We start from the raw sequence: 15782 nt of genomic DNA on the forward strand, positions 1-15782 counted from the left end.
GCTTTTCGCATTCCCAGGAGTCATTCATGGATCTCAGTACCCCTCTTGCAGCCACCGCCGTTGCGGCCGGGCTGCGCACCGACGGCGCCCGCCTGTGGCAATCGCTGATGGACCTGGCGCGCATAGGCGCCACACCCAAGGGCGGCGTGTGCCGCCTGGCGCTGACGGACCTGGACCGCCAGGGGCGCGATCTCTTCGTGCAGTGGGCGCGCGAGGCCGGCTGCAGCATCCGCGTCGATGCCATCGGCAACATCTTCGCGCGGCGCGCGGGCCTGGACGATTCGCTGCCGCCCGTGATGACGGGCAGCCACATCGACACCCAGCCCACGGGCGGCAAGTTCGACGGCAACTACGGCGTGCTGGCCGGGCTGGAGGTGCTGCGCACGCTCAACGATGGCGGCGTGCGCACGCGCGCCCCGGTGGAGGTGGCCGTGTGGACCAACGAGGAAGGCTCGCGCTTCGTGCCCGTGATGATGGGCTCGGGCGTGTTCGTCAATGCCTTCACGCTGGAGCATGCGCTGGCCCAGCGCGATGCCCAGGGCGTGAGCGTGGACGAGGCGCTGCGCGCCATCGGCTATGCCGGGCCGGCCGGCCCGGCGCCTGCGGTGGGCGCGTATTTCGAAGCCCATATCGAGCAGGGCCCGGTGCTGGAAAACCATGAACGCGTGATCGGCGTGGTCAGCGCCGCGCTGGGCCAGCGCTGGTACGACGTCAGCGTGCAGGGCATGGAGGCCCATGCCGGCCCCACGCCCATGGAGCTGCGCCACGACGCCCTGCTGGCCGCCAGCTGCATCGTGGCCGAGGTCAACCGCATCGCCCTGGACCGCCTGCCGCATGCGCGCGGCACCGTGGGATCGCTGGAGGTGTTTCCCAACTCGCGCAACGTGATCCCGGGCGGCGTCAAGCTCAGCGTGGACCTGCGCGCGCCGGACGACGGCCAGTTGCTGGACATGGACGCCGCACTGCGCGCGGCCTGCGAGCGCATTGCCACCGCGCGTGGCGTGACCATTGGCGTGGAGCAGGTCGTCTACTTCCCGCCCCAGCCCTTCACGCCGCACCTGGTGGAGGCCGTGCGCACCAATGCCGCCGACCTGGGCTACAGCGCCATGGACGTGGTCAGCGGCGCGGGCCACGATGCCGTCTACCTGGCCCGCGTGGCGCCTGCCGCCATGATCTTCGTGCCCTGCGCCGACGGCATCAGCCACAACGAGATCGAGGATGCCGAGCCCGCCCACCTGGAGGCCGGCTGCAACGTGCTGCTGCGCGCCATGCTGGCGGCCGCGGGCGTGGTGCAGGCAGCGGACGGCGGGGTGCCGGCATGAAGATCCTGATCGCCCGGCTCAACCACGAGACCAATACCTTCTCGCCCGTGCCCACGCCCATCGAGGCGTTTGCGCCCACCTATGGCGAGGCGGCCTATTCGGCCAACAAGGGCATGCGCACGGCCATGGCCGCCTTCATCGACCTGGCCGAGGCGGCGGGCGCCACCCTGGTCACGCCCGTGTCGGCCACCTCCAATCCCAGCGGCCCCGTGCATGCGGCCGCCTACGACGAACTCACGCGCCGCATCGTGGCGGCCGCGCCGGGCTGCGATGCCATCTTGCTGGACCTGCACGGCGCCATGGTGGCCGAGAACAGCGCCGACGGCGAAGGCGACCTGCTCGAACGCGTGCGCGCCGCCGCGCCCGGCGTGCCCGTTGGCGTGGCGCTGGACCTGCACGGCAACATCACCGAAAAAATGGTGGGCAATGCCGACGTGATGGTCGGCTTCAAGACCTATCCGCACATCGACATGTACGAGACCGGCGAGCACGCGGGCCGGCTGCTGCTTGACATGCTGGCCGGCCGCGCGCGCTACGCCGTGTGCTGGCACCGCCTGCCCCTGATGAGCCACACGCTGCGCAGCACCACGCTGGACGGCCCCATGCTGGACGCCGTGAACGCAGCGCGCGCCCTGGAAACGGAGGGCCTGCCGGCGGTCTCGGTGTTCGGCGGCTTCTCGCTGGCCGACATCGCCGCGCCCTGCGTGAGCGTGGTCGCCACCTGCAGGACCGACGAGCGCGCGGCCACCCAGGCGAGCGTGGACGCGCTGGCCGCCCGGATCTGGCAGCGCCGGGCCGACTTCATCTACCGCAGCGAGCCGCTGGCCGATTCGCTGCGCCGCGCCCAGGCCCTGGCCGAAGGCGCCGACCGCCCCGTGCTGCTGCTCGACCATGGCGACAACTGCATGTCCGGCGGCACCTGCGACACCATGGACGTGCTGCAGACCGCGCTGGAGCTGGGCCTGTCAGGCATTGCCGTGGGCCCGCTGTGCGACCCCGAAGCGGTTGCCTCGCTCACGGCGGCGGGCGAAGGCGCCGAGGTGGAGATCGCGCTGGGCAACAAGGTGTCGCTCGAAGGCATAGGCCTGCACAAGCAGCCGCTGCGGCTGCGCGGCACGGTGCGTGCCGTCAGCGACGGCGCCTACACGGTCAGCGGCCCCATCTACACGGGCCAGCGCTGCCACATGGGCCGCACGGTCTGCCTGGACACGGGCGCAGCGCAGATCGTGATCACCGAGCAGACGCATGAGCCCTGGGACCTGGGCGTGTTCCACTGCGTGGGCATGGACCCGACGCGCTTTCGCTTCGTGCTGCTCAAGTCGCGCATGTACTGCCGACCCGTCTTCGTGCCGCTGTCGGCCGGCCTGGTCGAGTGCGACAGCCCCGGCGTGACCACCTCGGACTATTCGCGCTTTCCGTTCGCCCGGGTCAGCCGCCCGGTGTTTCCGCTGGACGCCATCTGATGGACGCCATGTGATTGCCCGGCTTTGCGGCGGCGCGCAAGCAAAGACCGCCGCCGCCGCGGGGCATTGGGCAACCAGGCATCACAACAGTTTCACAGCAGGGCCCGGCTATTGCCTGTCGGCCTACAATCGGTTCCCCCCTACCTCGGCCGACGGCACGCGGGCTGATCCGCGCGTGCGTTGGCCATGCCTTCGCTGGAGACGCTTGATGTCCGACAACACGGCCCCGACCCCTTCCGATAAACGTGCCCAGCTGCGCCGTGCCGCACTCGAATACCACGAGTTTCCCAAGCCCGGCAAGCTGACCATCGTGCCGACCAAGCCCATGGCCAACCAGCATGACCTGGCCCTGGCCTACTCGCCCGGCGTGGCAGCGCCCTGCGAAGAGATCGTCAAGGACCCGGCCGCCGCCTTCAAGTACACGGCGCGCGGCAACCTGGTGGCCGTGATCTCCAACGGCACCGCCGTGCTGGGCCTGGGCGACATCGGCGCCCTGGCCTCCAAGCCGGTGATGGAAGGCAAGGCCGTCCTGTTCAAGAAGTTCGCGGGCGTGGACGTCTTCGACATCGAGATCAACGAGAAGGACCCGCAAAAGCTGGTCGATGTGATCGCCGCGCTGGAGCCCACCTTCGGCGCCATCAACCTGGAAGACATCAAGGCACCCGAGTGCTTCTTCGTGGAGCGCGAGCTGCGCCGCCGCCTGAAGATCCCCGTCTTCCACGATGACCAGCACGGCACGGCCATCACCGTGGCAGCGGCCATGGTCAACGCGCTCAAGGTGGCCGGCAAGAAGATCGAGGAGGTCCGTCTCGTGGCCTCGGGCGCGGGCGCCGCTGCCCTGGCCTGCCTGAACCTGCTGCTCAAGGTCGGCCTGCGCCGCGAGAACGTGTTCGTCACCGACCTGGCCGGCGTGGTCTACGAGGGCCGCACCGAGCTGATGGACGAGGACAAGGCCCAGTTCGCGCGCGCCACCGAGCTGCGCACGCTGGGCCAGGTCATCGAAGGCGCCGACGTCTTCCTGGGCCTGTCCGCTGGCGGCGTGCTCAAGCAGGACATGGTGGTCAAGATGGCCGCGCGTCCGGTGATCTTCGCGCTGGCCAACCCCAACCCCGAGATCATTCCCGAAGACGTGAAGGCCGTGCGCAGCGACGCCATCATCGCCACGGGCCGCTCGGACTACCCCAACCAGGTCAACAACGTCCTGTGCTTCCCGTACATCTTCCGGGGTGCCCTGGACTGCGGCGCGACCACCATCACCACCGAGATGGAAATCGCCACCGTCCACGCCATCGCCGAGCTGGCCCAGGCCGAGCAAAGCGAGGAAGTGGCGGCCGCCTACGTGGGCGAGCAACTGACTTTCGGCCCTGAGTACCTGATCCCCAAGCCCTTCGATCCGCGCCTGATGATGAAGATCGCATCGGCCGTGGCACAGGCCGCCGCCGAGTGCGGCGTGGCCCAGCGCCCGATCCAGGACATGGATGCCTACCGCGCCCACCTGCAGACCTTCGTCTACGCCTCGGGCACCATGATGAAGCCGCTGTTCGCCGCGGCCAAGAAGGCCGCCAAGAAGCGCGTGGCCTACGCCGAGGGCGAGGAAGAGCGCATCCTGCGCGCCACGCAGATCGTGGTGGACGAGCGCATTGCGCGCCCCACGCTGATCGGCCGCCCGGCCATCATTGCCCAGCGCATCGAGAAATTCGGCCTGCGCCTGAAGGAAGGCACGGACTACGACGTGGTCAACGTCGAGCACGACGAGCGCTACCGCGACTTCTGGCAGACCTACCACCGCATGACCGAGCGCAAGGGCATCACCGTGCCCATCGCCCGGATCGAGATGCGCCGCCGCCTGACCCTGATCGGCTCCATGCTGCTGCACAAGGGCGAAGTCGATGGCCTGATCACCGGCACCTGGGGCCAGACATCGCACCACCTGCAGTATGTGGACCAGGTGATCGGCCGCCGCGCCGGCGTGCAGACCTATGCCTGCATGAACGGCCTGCTGCTGCCCGACCGCCAGGTCTTCCTGGTGGACACCCACGTCAACTACGACCCCACGGCCGAGCAGCTGGCCGAGATCACCATCATGGCCGCCGAGGAAATGATGCGTTTCGGCGTCAAGCCCAAGGCCGCCCTGCTGTCGCACTCCAACTACGGCTCCAGCAACCAGCCCAGCGCCGTCAAGATGCGCCAGACCCTGGAGCTGCTGCGCGAGCAGGCCCCGTGGCTGGAAGTGGACGGCGAGATGCACGGCGACGTGGCCCTGGACGGCAAGGCCCGCGCCCAGCTCATGCCCAACAGCACGCTGCTGGGCAACGCCAACCTGCTGGTCATGCCCAACATCGACGCGGCCAACATCAGCTACAACCTGCTCAAGCAGGCCGCTGGCGGCGGCATTGCCATTGGCCCCGTGCTGCTGGGCGCCGCCCGTCCCGTGCACATCCTCACGCCGAGCACGACGGTGCGCCGCATCGTCAACATGACGGCGCTGACGGTGGCGGACGCTAACGCTAACCGGTAAGCACCCCCTGAGCGGCTTCGCCGCTTCCCCCTCTCTCGCTTCGCGGGAGGGGGACGACACCCTCGCTGCGGGGCGGCCCTTGCTCGGTGTCCCTCGTTTTGGCCGCGCGCGCTTTTTTTGACAACGGGCGGCATTTGCATTGAATAGCAGGCAACTCAGGCGCAGAGTTGCCTTCTCACTGTTCAATCCCCAGACATTTCCTTGGTCAAGCTGCCTGTTTTTTGGGCAGAACTTGCATTTTGAGGGGTGTTCCGTCACACTAGCGGGTCGAGATTTCAGGGCTTCCCTGGATTTCTGAAAGGTGTAGTTGATGCTGAAGGCAGCCGCCGCCAAGGCGTACCAGTCCGGTCTAGCGCTCATCGTCGGGGCCGCCTTTGTGCTGTCGCCCTCGCTCGCTGATGCGCGCCGCTCGGCGCCCGAGAGCGTGGAGACGACGGCGGCCGTGGCCACCGTCCCCCTGTCCGAGTTGCCGCGCGAAGGCCGTTCCACGTATACGCTGATCCTGCGCGGCGGGCCTTTTGCCCACGACAAGGACGGCACGGTGTTCGGCAACCGCGAGCGCATCCTGCCGCGCCAGTCGCGTGGCTATTACCGTGAGTACACGGTGCGCACGCCCGGTTCGCGTGACCGTGGGGCCCGCCGCATCGTCTGCGGCGGAGAGCCCCAGCAGCCCGATGCCTGCTACTACACCAGCGACCACTACAGCAGCTTTCGCAAGATCATCGAATGACCTCGACCCAGTCTCTACAGCCAGTTCGACCCTCCGTGTCCGACGCAGTGCGCTGGCAGGGGTCTGCATTTCATCCACAGCCCAGGGATGCCGAAGGCCATGAGCCCGTCCCCGCAGGCCACATCCACGTTAGAGAAAGAGCCACGGAGATGGATGCACCACTTCGTAAGATCCCCGACACCCCTTTGCGGAACGTGCGCGCCAACATCGTGCAGTCCATCCGCGCCTACAGGGTGGAGGATCTGCAACAGGCGGCCGAGACGCTGGGGTGCCATTTTCTGTATGCCAACCTGGCCCATGCGCAGACCAAGGCCGATATCCTGGAACTGCTGGCCACGCAGTTCTTCTTCCCTGCGCATTTCGGCAAGAACTTCGACGCGCTCTACGACTGCCTGACCGACCCCATCCACAAGGCCGGCCCGCAGCCGGGCTTTGTGCTCGTGCTCGACCAGATCCCGACCACGCCCAAGTTCGACAAGGAAGTGCGCGAGCAGCTGCTGGACAGCTTCCGCGACGCGGCCGAGTACTGGGCCGAGCGCAAGATTCCGTTCCGCTGCTTCTACTCGTTCCTGTAAGCGCAGGACATTGATTGCCCAGAGCCCACAGCGCCCAATCGGGCGCTGTGGGCTCTGTCGGCGCTGCAGTCGCTGGGTGCCGCCTGTGGCTAGGCGCGCGTGAACCGGGCGGCGAGTGCCTCGTATTCGGACACCGGCACTTCCTCGGCGCGGCGCTGCAGGTCGAATTCCCCGTCAAAGCCCTTGGCTTCCAGCCAGCGCCCCAGCGTATTGCGCAGGATCTTGCGCCGCTGGCTGAAGGCCACCTGCACCATCTCCTCCAGCAGCTTCGCGTCCAGGGCCGCCGGCGACTCGCGCGGGACCATGCGCACGACGGCGCTGTCCACCTTGGGCGGCGGATTGAAGCTCTCGGGCGGCACGTACAGCACGCTCTCCATCGCATAGCGCCACTGCAGCATGACCGTCAGCCGCCCATAGGCGGCCGTGGAGGGCGACGCCACCATGCGGTCGATGACCTCTTTTTGCAGCATGAAATGCTGGTCCTCGACCACGTCCACCTGCTCGAGCAGGTGAAAGAGGATGGGGCTGGAGATGTTGTAGGGCAGGTTGCCCGCAATGCGCAGCTTGGGCACGCCCAGGCGCGCGGCAATGGCACGGAAGTCCACCTTGAGCACGTCGGACTCGACCACGTCGAGCTGCTCGTGCAGGCGCAGGCGCACGGCCAGGTCGCGGTCCAGCTCGATCACGGTGAGCCGGCCCAGGCGTTCGACCAGGGGCTGGGTCAGGGCCATCAGGCCCGGCCCGATCTCGACCATGGACTGGCCCGGCCGGGGGTCGATGGCGCTCACGATGCCGTCGATGATGCCGTCATCGGTCAGGAAGTTCTGGCCGAAGCGTTTGCGAGGAATGTGTTTCATAGAAAAAGCAAGGCGGTGCGCCATGGCACCGCCTTCCATTGTGGACTGCCGCAGCCGCAGCTGCTCGGGGGGTGTCTTATTGCGGAGGCTCGCGGTACTCGACGTAGGCGCGGCCACGCAGCTCCTGGAGCCAGGTCTGGTAGTCGGTTTCGAGCTTGCGCTCGCGCACCACGTTGCGCACCATGTCGCGCTGCTCGCGCGGCGTCAGCGCAGCCTGGCGGCGCTCGATGAGCTGGATCAGGTGCACACCGAAGCGCGAGACCAGCGGGTCGCTGACCTGGCCGGGCTGCAGCGCATTGAGCACCTGCTCGAACTCGGGCACGAACTGGCCGGGCGAGGCCCAGCCCAGGTCGCCGCCGTTGCGCGCGCTGCCGTCCTGCGAGAACTCGCGGGCCAGCGATTCGAAGCTGGCCTGGCCGCTGTCCACGCGGCGCTTGTAGTCGGCCAGGCGCTTGGCGGCATCGGCCTCGGTCATCTGGTCGCCAATGCGCAGCAGGATGTGGCGCGCATGGTTTTGCGTGACCACGGACGGCATGCCGGCCTGCGACTTCTCCAGCACCTTGAGCACGTGAAAGCCCGCGCCCGAACGGAAGGGGCCGACGATGCCGCCCTGCGCCGTCTGGCCCACGGCCTTGGTGAACAGCTCGGGATAGCGGTCCAGCGGGCGCATGCCCATGGCGCCGCCGCCCTGGCCGTCGGGCACATCGGAGAACTCCTTGACCACGGCCAGGAAGTCGCCTTGCGTGCGGGCGGCCTCGGCGGCCTGCTTGGCGCGGGCCTCGCGCTCGGCCACTTCGGCGGGGCTGGCGTTCTCGGGCACGGAAATCAGGATGTGGCCCAGGTTCACGGCGGCCGGTGCCTTGTCGGCACCGCCGCTGCGCTGCTCAGCCAGGTAGCGATCGATGTCGGCATCGGTGACGCGCACGCGGCCGTCCACATCGCGCTCGCGCAGACGTTGCAGCGTGATCTGGCGGCGCAGCTCTTCGCGGAACTGCTTTTCGTTCACGCCTTCGGCCCGCAGGCGGGACTGCAGGCCCGCCTTGTCCAGGCCGTTTTGCCGCGCCACATTGGTCAGCGCCTGGTCCACGGCGTAGTCATCCACGCGCAGGCCCGTGTCCTTGGCTTCCTGCAGCTGGGCCTTTTCGACGATCAGGCGCTCCAGCACCTCGCGGGCCAGCAGCGCCTCGGGCGGCATCTGGCCGCCCTGCTCGGCGATGTTCTGCGCCACGCGCGCCATGCGGGCACGCACTTCATTGTTGGTCACCGGTTCGGAGTTGACCACGGCGACGATGTAATCGGCCGAGCGCACGCCAGCCTTGGCGCCGCGATCGCGCGACGAGGGCAGGTTGGTGGCGTCCAGCGCACGCGAGACGGAGGCATCGCCGGCCTGGGGCGCCCTGGACTGGCCCGGAACACGCAGGCCTTGCGCCTGGGCTGTGGTGGCCAGCAAGGCCAGCGCCACAGCGGCAGCTGCGCAGCAATGGGTCTGGGAAAGAAAACGCATGGGAGAGATGCCTTGCAAAAAGCGTGTTTGGAGCGTTGGCTCTAATCGTAGTTGGTGAAGCGGCTGGGAGGCGTCACGGACTCGCGCAGGTACTGGTAGCGCGGCACATTCTGCTTGAGGCTGCGCTGCGGGTCTGCACCCAGGCTCAGCCGCGAGAAGCCGACGAACTCGATCTGGAACAGCAGCCGGGTGTTGGACTGGGTGATGGAGCTTTGCAGGCGCTCCAGCACCACGCGGCCAATCCAGCAGCAGCCGTCGTACTCCAGCCCGACCACGGTATCGACGAGCTTGCGGTCCTTCAGGCTGTAGTTCAACCGGCCCACCGTGTACCAGCGCCCGCCGCCCTGGCCACGTCCAGCGCCCAGGTCGCGCCCCTTGTCGCCCCACAGGTCGTTGATGGGCCATTGCCAGCCCACATCGACCAGCTTGCTGGCGTCGGTACGCGCCACTGTGTCGTACTGGGTACGGTAGGCCACGTTCACCGTGCGGTAGGAGCTGGGGCTGTAGCGCGCACCAAAGGTGGTACGCACCGAGCGGTTGAGGTCGCGGTTGTACTGGGTCGTGCCTTCGGTGGACCAGGCATCGGTCCAGTTGATGGCCGCGCCCAGCAGCACGTCGGACAGGCGGCTGGTGGCCGGCACCTCGCCGGGCAGGATGACCTTCTGGTCGGAGAAACGCACGCGCTGCGCAATGCCGAAGCGCGCCTTTTCCGCACCCGTGGTCCCGTCGATCAGGCGCGTGGTCGCACCCAGGGTCAGCAGGTGGTTGTCGGCAATGCGGTCCTGGCCGTTGTAGTCGTTCTCGGAGTAGATGCTCGCGAAGTTGAAGTCGTTGCGCGCCGTGTCATACAGCGGCAGAAAGCTCTGGTCGCGGTAGGGCGTGTAGGTGTAGAAGGCGCGCGGCTCGAAGGTCTGCAGCAGCTGGCGGCCGAACAGCGTGGTGTCGCGCTCGAACACCAGGCCGCTGTCCACGCTGACCGTGGGCAGCGTGCGCGAGGCATTGCGGCTGCCGTTGCTCATCAGGCTGTCCACCTGGTAGTTGCTGGTGTGCAACTGGATCCTGGGCGTGATGAAGGCGCCCGGCGACAGGAAGGGGCGGCTCACCTGGGCCAGCATGTAGCTGCGCTGGCCGTTGTTGTAGGTCATGCCGGCCAGGGGCTTGTCGATCTCGAAGCGCGTGGTGTCGGCCACAAAGCTGAAGTCCAGGCCGTGCGGCAGGTCCAGCGGCGTGTAGCGCCATTGCAGCTGCGGCTTCATGCCGTAGGGCGGGGCAATGGGCGCCGATGCATCCTGCATGGTCTGCCAGTACAGGGTGCGCAGGGTCAGCACATTGTCGCCACGCGCCCAGGACAGGTTCACATCGTTGGGCAGCAGGCGCTCGCGCAGCGTTTTGGCGGCCAGCGGGAAGTCGCGCCAGTAGTTGTCGTCGCTGACGCGGTTGAGGTTCATGTTCAACCCCAGGCCACCAATGGGCGAGTCGATGACGCCCCGGTGCTGCAGCGAGTAGGCCCAGCGGTCCCGGTCACGCTGGCGGTCGCCGGGCATGTAGGCCGCATAGGCCTCGCCCGAATAGGTCGGCTCCAGGTAGCGGAACTGGGCGCCCAGGTTGACGCCGCGCTTGCTCATGACCGAGGGATACAGGGTCATGTCGCGGTTGGGCGCAAGGTTCCAGTAGTAGGGCTGCGTGTATTCGATGCCGCTGAGCTTGTCCAGGCCCATGGTGGGAGGCAGCAGGCCCGACTTGCGCTTGTCCGACAGCGGAAAGCTCATGCGCGGCACGGGCAGCACGGTCACGCCCTTGAACTGCAGGGCCGCGCCCTCGGCCACGCCCACTTCCTCGGCCATATCGATGTGCAGGGTCCGGGCGCGCAGCATCCAGGCCGGCTCCCAGCTGGCCTCGTCGTCGCGCTGGCAGGTGGTGTAGGTGGCATCGTGGACCACGGCATGGTCGCGGTCGATGAAGTCCACGCGCGAGGATTTGCCGTAGGCGCCATTGGCCAGGAAGCGATATCCGGCGTTGTCGAAAAAGCCCTTGAAGGCATCGACCTCCAGGTCCAGCTGCGAGCCCTCGTAGACATTGCCGGCCTGGTTGATGTGCACTGCGCCCGAGGCATTGACGCGGTCGTCGGGCACTTGGTACTCGAGCCGGTCGGCGCGGATCATCGTGTCGCCACGGCGCAGTTCGGCATTGCCCTCGACCACCGAGTTGATGTCCGGCTGGCCGCTGAGCGCGTCACCGCGCACATAGACGGGCTGCTGGGAGCGCACCGCCTCGGGATAGGTTTCCTGCATCAGCGTGCTGGGGCGCAGCGGGCGGACTTGCTGCAGCCGGCCTTCGTCGGCTGCAGCGGGCTGGGCCTGGGCCATGGTGGAGCCACCGGCCCATGCGAGAGCCACAAGCCAGGCCAGCGGGCGTACAGCGGGGCGCGCGGGCGCGCGGGCAGCCAGCGGATCGGGGAGCGGCGGTCGGAGGTACACGGTGGTCAACAGCGGCGGGTGGACAAAGGCGCAAGCCTAGCATCACCGCCGGGCATTCGCCGGGGTGGCGGTTTGTAGAATCGCGATTATCCATGAGCCATCCAAACACCCCCACGGCCGGCGTTGTCTGGGCCGACCCCGCCCGCCACGCCGCCTTCGACGCCTGGCTGGCCCCGCTGTCCGCCCGCCACGCGCTGCGCCCCGAAACCCTGCGCCCTGCCTCGGCCGATGCCAGCTTTCGCCGCTATCTGCGCCTGGACACCAGCGCGGGCGCCAGCCTCATCGTCATGGATGCCCCGCCGGACAAGGAAGATTGCGCGCCCTTCGCCAAGGTGCAGGCGCTGATGGCCTCGGCCGGGCTGGCCGTGCCGCAGATCCTGGACTGGGATGCGGCGCACGGCTTCATGCTGCTTTCCGACCTGGGCGGCCACACCGTCATCGAGGCGCTGGACCCGGAAAAGCCCCAGGACGCGGAAGCCTGGTACCGCTCGGCGCTGGAGGTGCTGCTGGCCTGGCAGACCGCCTCGCGCCCCGACGTGCTGCCCGCCTATGACGACGCGCTGCTGCGCCGCGAGCTGCAGCTGTTCCCCGACTGGTACATCGCGCGCCACCGCGAGACCGTGCTCGACGACAGGCAGCAGGCCACGCTGGCCAAGGCCTTCGACCAGATCGTGGCCCACAACCTGGCGGCACCCAGCGTCTTCGTGCACCGCGACTTCATGACGCGCAATCTCATGCAGCCCGTGACCGCCAGCGGCCCGCTGGGCGTGCTGGACTTCCAGGATGCGGTCTATGGCCCGGTGACCTATGACATCGCCAGCCTGCTGCGCGATGCCTTCATCAGCTGGGAAGAGGACTTTGTCATCGACATTACCGTGCGTTACTGGGAGAAGGCGCGCAAGTCGGGATTGGTCGGCGCGCGCAGCCAAAGCGGCTGGGGCGACGATTTCGGCGAGTTCTACCGGGGCGTGGAGTGGATGGGCCTGCAGCGCCACCTCAAGGTGGCCGGCATCTTCGCGCGGCTGACGCTGCGCGACGGCAAGCCCCGCTACCTGGCCGACGCGCCGCGCTTCATCCACTACATCCGCTCCACCTGCAGCCGCTACCGCGAGCTGACGCCGCTGCTGCGCCTGGTGGACCAGATCGAAAACATCCAGCCCCAGGTCGGCTGGGCCTACGGGCGCGTCTGAGAACGGATACGCCATGCCACGCTTTCACTGCCCCATTGCGCTGCGCAGCGGCGCCGACATCGACCTGCCGCCCGGCGCGGCACGCCATGTGCAGGTGCTGCGCCTGCAGCCCGGCGACGGCATCACCCTCTTCGAAGGCCGCGCCGGCGAAGGCTTCAGCGGCGGCGAGTTCGAGGCCACCGTGCTGCGCATGGGCCGCAGCGACGTGGCCGTGCGCATAGGCGCGCACCACGCCGTGGAACGAGAGCCCCTGCGCCCCGTTCACCTGCTGGCCGGCATCACGGCCAACGAACGCATGGACTGGCTGGTGGAGAAGGCGGCCGAGCTGGGCGCCGCCAGCATCACCCCGCTGGTGGCCGAGCGCAGCGTGCTCAAGCTCAAGGGCGAGCGCGCCGAGAAAAAACTCGCCCACTGGCAGGCCGTGGCCGTATCGGCCTGCGAGCAGTGCACGCGCAACCGCGTTCCTCCGCTGCACACCCCTGCAGACCTGGAGGACTGGCTGGAGGGCGGTGCGAAACAGCTGCCGCCCGGCACGCTGCGCCTGCTGCTGTCGCTGGGCGAGGGCACGCGGCCGCTGGGTGAGATCCTGGATGCCACGGCCGAGGATGCACCCGTGGTCTTTCTCTCCGGCCCCGAGGGCGGCCTGTCGCCTTCCGAGGAGGCCCTGGCCCGCGCCCAGGGCTTTGTCCCCGTCACTCTGGGGCCACGCGTGCTGCGCGCGGAAACCGCGCCCCTGGCTGCGCTGGCGGCGCTCACGCTGGCCTGAAGCGGCCCAGCCAGTCGCGCAGCCGCGCGAACACGGGCGCGGCGAAGTCATCGCGCTCGTTGAACAGCTCGTGGTAGGCGCCGTCAAAGCACTGCGCCTGTACCACGGCTGGCGGCGCGCGGTCGGCAAAGGCCTGGCTGCCGGCCGGTGCCACCAGCCTGTCGTCCCCCGCCCACATCAGCAGGCTGGGCACGCTCCACTGCCCCGCGCGGGCCAGCACCTGCGGGCCGCCCTGCGCCAGAAACCGCGCCAGCCGCGCGCAGATGCGGTCATGGCACAGCGGATCGGCACGGTAGGCATCGCAGACCGCCGCGTCATGCGAGAGATAGGGAATCTGCAGGCCGTTGGACACGCGCAGGTCGGGCACCAGGCGCGGCAGCGTGCCCACGAGCAGCTTCTGGATGGGCGACAGGCCCACGTCGAGGGCCGGCGAAGACAGCACCAGCGCATCGACAGGCCGGATGGCACGCGCCACGAACAGCGCAGCCACCAGGCCGCCCAGGCTGTGGCCCAGCAGCACCAGCGGCTGGCCAGCGGGCTGCTGGGCACGCGTGGCATCGACCACGGCCGCAAGGTCATCCAGCAGCCGGCCATCGGACGTCAAGCCGCCGCGCGGCCCTGCCGAGCGCCCATGGCCGTATTGGTCGTAGCCGCGCACCGCATAGCCCCAGGCATTGAGGCGCCGGGCCAGCGCCTCATAGCGGCCGATGTGCTCGCCCAGGCCGTGCACCAGCAGCACGGTGGCGCGCGCCTGACCCCCGTCCACGGGCCAGTCGCGCAGTGACAGCTCGGCGCCATCGCTGGACGCAAGGCGCGTGACCTGGCCTTGCGAGGCAGGTGCAGGAACGGGTGCGGGGGCCGGCGCTGCCATCACGCCACGCCAGCAGCGCCCGCCTCGGCGGCTGCCTGCGCCCCGGCCATGGCGGCGATCACCTGGGCCACGGCGGCCGTGAGCTTCTTGGCATAGGGTACGTGCAGGAATTCATTGGGACCGTGGGCATTGCTCTTGGGACCGAGCACGCCGCAGACCATCATCTGGGCCTTGGGAAAGCCCTGGCTGAGCATGTTCATCAGCGGAATCGTGCCGCCCTGGCCGATGTAGCCGCAGGAGGCGCCGAAATGCGCCTGGCTTGCCGCGTTGAGCGCGTCCTCGAACCAGCCGTCCATGGCTGGCGCATTCCAGCCGCTGGCGCCCGACAGGCCCTGCCAGGTCACACGGGCCTGGTAGGGCGCGTTGTCCTCCAGCAGCGCCTTCATTTCCTGCACGCAGGCAGCGGCATCGACCAGGGGCGGCAGGCGCAGGCTGAGCTTGAAGGCGGTATAGGGGCGCAGCACGTTGCCGGCGTCCTGCAGCGCGGGCAGGCCCTCGGCGCCGGTCACGCTCAACGTGGGCTCCCAGGTGCGCTTGACCAGGGCCTGGACCGGGTCGGTGGTGGTGGGCAGGGCGAACAGCGTGGAGCCGCCGCAGTCGTAGTGCGCCCAGGGGAAGCGGGCATAGGTTTCCTCGCCCAGGATGGCCGCCGTGTCGCGCATCTGCGCCATGCGCTCGGCCGGCACCTCGCAGTGGAAACTGGCGGGCAGCAGGCGCCCGGTCTTGCTGTCCTCCAGCCGGTCCAGCACCTGGCGCAGGATACGGAAGGACGACGGCACGACGCCCGAGGCATCGCCCGAATGCACGCCCTCGGTGAGGATTTCCACCTTCAGCGTGCCGCTGGCCATGCCGCGCAGGCTGGTGGTCAGCCACAGCTGGTCGTAGTTGCCGGCGCCGCTGTCCAGGCAGATCACCAGGCCCACATCGCCCAGGCGCGGGCGCAGGGCATCGACATAGGGCAGCAGGTCGCGCGAGCCGCTTTCCTCGCAGGTCTCGATCAGGCCCAGGATGCGCGGGTGCGGCACGCCCTGGCGCTTGAGCTCCTGCACGGCCGCGATGCTGGCGTAGACCGCATAGCCGTCATCGGCGCCGCCACGGCCATAGAGCTTGCCGTTCTCGTACTTGGGCGTCCACGGGCCCAGGTCGCTGCGCCAGCCATCGAACTCTGGCTGCTTGTCCAGGTGGCCGTACATCAGCACCGTGGGGCTGGAGGCCGCCTTGTCCTGCGTGCCCTCCACCTCGAAGAACAGCACCGGCGTGCGGCCGGGCTGGCGCACGATCTCCAGCGTCAGGCCGGCCACCTTCTGCGCCAGCACCCAGTCGGCCGCATTGCGCAGCACGGTCTCCAGGTGGCCCTGCTGCTCCCAGTCGGGCGCGAACATGGGCGATTTGGCGGGAATGGCGATGTACTCGGTCAGCGCCGGGACGATGCGCTCGTCCCAGGAGCGGCTGATCTGGTCAAGCGCGGCTGCGGGCTGCAGCAGTTGCGAAGGGGTGCGTGCGTTCATG

The 15782-nt window shown here is 68.6% G+C and carries 12 protein-coding genes; 7 read left to right on the forward strand and 5 right to left on the reverse strand.

The window, feature by feature from the left end:
• Positions 1 to 26: 26 nt before the first annotated feature.
• From IB269_RS23965 to IB269_RS23985, 5 genes are all read left to right on the forward strand, one after another.
• The gene (locus IB269_RS23965) at positions 27 to 1322 is read left to right on the forward strand and encodes a Zn-dependent hydrolase (RefSeq protein WP_192368505.1); all 1296 of its coding nucleotides are present in this window, start codon (positions 27 to 29) and stop codon (positions 1320 to 1322) included.
• Entirely contained in the window at positions 1319 to 2785 is a 1467-nt protein-coding gene (locus tag IB269_RS23970; RefSeq protein WP_192368506.1) for a M81 family metallopeptidase, read from the forward strand. Before IB269_RS23965 ends, IB269_RS23970 begins: the two co-directional genes overlap by 4 nt.
• A 208-nt stretch (positions 2786 to 2993) precedes the next feature.
• A complete protein-coding gene (locus tag IB269_RS23975; protein ID WP_012207827.1) occupies positions 2994 to 5303 on the forward strand; it encodes an NADP-dependent malic enzyme in 2310 nt (769 codons plus the stop codon).
• 310 nt (positions 5304 to 5613) lie between these two features.
• Positions 5614 to 6033 carry a ribonuclease domain-containing protein gene (locus IB269_RS23980; RefSeq protein ID WP_192368507.1) on the forward strand — a complete coding sequence of 140 codons (420 nt, stop codon included), beginning with the start codon at positions 5614 to 5616 and terminating at the stop codon, positions 6031 to 6033.
• Between the two features lie 149 nt (positions 6034 to 6182).
• On the forward strand, positions 6183 to 6608 hold the full coding sequence (locus IB269_RS23985; RefSeq protein ID WP_013804792.1) for a barstar family protein: 426 nt from the start codon (positions 6183 to 6185) through the stop codon (positions 6606 to 6608).
• 89 nt (positions 6609 to 6697) lie between these two features.
• Here IB269_RS23985 and rsmA read toward each other — a convergent pair whose 3' ends face one another.
• From rsmA to IB269_RS24000, 3 genes are all read right to left on the reverse strand, one after another.
• On the reverse strand, positions 6698 to 7465 hold the full coding sequence (gene rsmA / locus IB269_RS23990) for a 16S rRNA (adenine(1518)-N(6)/adenine(1519)-N(6))-dimethyltransferase RsmA (RefSeq protein WP_043783066.1): 768 nt from the start codon (positions 7463 to 7465) through the stop codon (positions 6698 to 6700).
• Between the two features lie 76 nt (positions 7466 to 7541).
• Complete coding sequence (locus IB269_RS23995; protein WP_013804794.1) at positions 7542 to 8969, reverse strand: peptidylprolyl isomerase; 1428 nt, start codon at positions 8967 to 8969, stop codon at positions 7542 to 7544.
• 41 nt (positions 8970 to 9010) lie between these two features.
• The gene (locus IB269_RS24000; RefSeq protein ID WP_192368508.1) at positions 9011 to 11446 is read right to left on the reverse strand and encodes an LPS-assembly protein LptD; all 2436 of its coding nucleotides are present in this window, start codon (positions 11444 to 11446) and stop codon (positions 9011 to 9013) included.
• A gap of 92 nt (positions 11447 to 11538) precedes the next feature.
• Between IB269_RS24000 and IB269_RS24005 the strand changes: the two genes are divergently transcribed.
• A complete protein-coding gene (locus tag IB269_RS24005) occupies positions 11539 to 12636 on the forward strand; it encodes an aminoglycoside phosphotransferase family protein (protein WP_013804796.1) in 1098 nt (365 codons plus the stop codon).
• Positions 12637 to 12649: 13 nt separating this feature from the next.
• Complete coding sequence (locus tag IB269_RS24010) at positions 12650 to 13402, forward strand: 16S rRNA (uracil(1498)-N(3))-methyltransferase (protein WP_043820677.1); 753 nt, start codon at positions 12650 to 12652, stop codon at positions 13400 to 13402.
• On the opposite strand, the gene IB269_RS24015 is transcribed toward IB269_RS24010, so the two are convergent.
• Positions 13389 to 14273 carry an alpha/beta hydrolase gene (locus tag IB269_RS24015; RefSeq protein ID WP_192368509.1) on the reverse strand — a complete coding sequence of 295 codons (885 nt, stop codon included), beginning with the start codon at positions 14271 to 14273 and terminating at the stop codon, positions 13389 to 13391. The two genes, IB269_RS24010 and IB269_RS24015, sit on opposite strands and share 14 nt — an antisense overlap.
• Positions 14273 to 15781: a M20 family metallopeptidase gene (locus tag IB269_RS24020; protein ID WP_013804799.1), complete on the reverse strand. Its 1509-nt coding sequence runs from the start codon at positions 15779 to 15781 to the stop codon at positions 14273 to 14275. The genes IB269_RS24015 and IB269_RS24020 overlap by 1 nt, the downstream gene beginning before the upstream one ends.
• Position 15782: the final 1 nt, after the last annotated feature.

Origin of the sequence: Delftia sp. DLF01 (assembly GCF_014852125.1) — a bacterium.
GTDB classification, from domain to species: domain Bacteria; phylum Pseudomonadota; class Gammaproteobacteria; order Burkholderiales; family Burkholderiaceae_C; genus Comamonas; species Comamonas acidovorans.

Coding starts and splice junctions, on each gene's coding strand:
- IB269_RS23965 (WP_192368505.1), top strand. CDS start 27: ATGGATCTCAGTACCCCTCTTGCAGCCACCGCCGTTGCGGCCGGGCTG.
- IB269_RS23970 (WP_192368506.1), top strand. CDS start 1,319: ATGAAGATCCTGATCGCCCGGCTCAACCACGAGACCAATACCTTCTCG.
- IB269_RS23975 (WP_012207827.1), top strand. CDS start 2,994: ATGTCCGACAACACGGCCCCGACCCCTTCCGATAAACGTGCCCAGCTG.
- IB269_RS23980 (WP_192368507.1), top strand. CDS start 5,614: ATGCTGAAGGCAGCCGCCGCCAAGGCGTACCAGTCCGGTCTAGCGCTC.
- IB269_RS23985 (WP_013804792.1), top strand. CDS start 6,183: ATGGATGCACCACTTCGTAAGATCCCCGACACCCCTTTGCGGAACGTG.
- rsmA (WP_043783066.1), bottom strand. CDS start 7,465: ATGAAACACATTCCTCGCAAACGCTTCGGCCAGAACTTCCTGACCGAT.
- IB269_RS23995 (WP_013804794.1), bottom strand. CDS start 8,969: ATGCGTTTTCTTTCCCAGACCCATTGCTGCGCAGCTGCCGCTGTGGCG.
- IB269_RS24005 (WP_013804796.1), top strand. CDS start 11,539: ATGAGCCATCCAAACACCCCCACGGCCGGCGTTGTCTGGGCCGACCCC.
- IB269_RS24010 (WP_043820677.1), top strand. CDS start 12,650: ATGCCACGCTTTCACTGCCCCATTGCGCTGCGCAGCGGCGCCGACATC.
- IB269_RS24015 (WP_192368509.1), bottom strand. CDS start 14,273: ATGGCAGCGCCGGCCCCCGCACCCGTTCCTGCACCTGCCTCGCAAGGC.
- IB269_RS24020 (WP_013804799.1), bottom strand. CDS start 15,781: ATGAACGCACGCACCCCTTCGCAACTGCTGCAGCCCGCAGCCGCGCTT.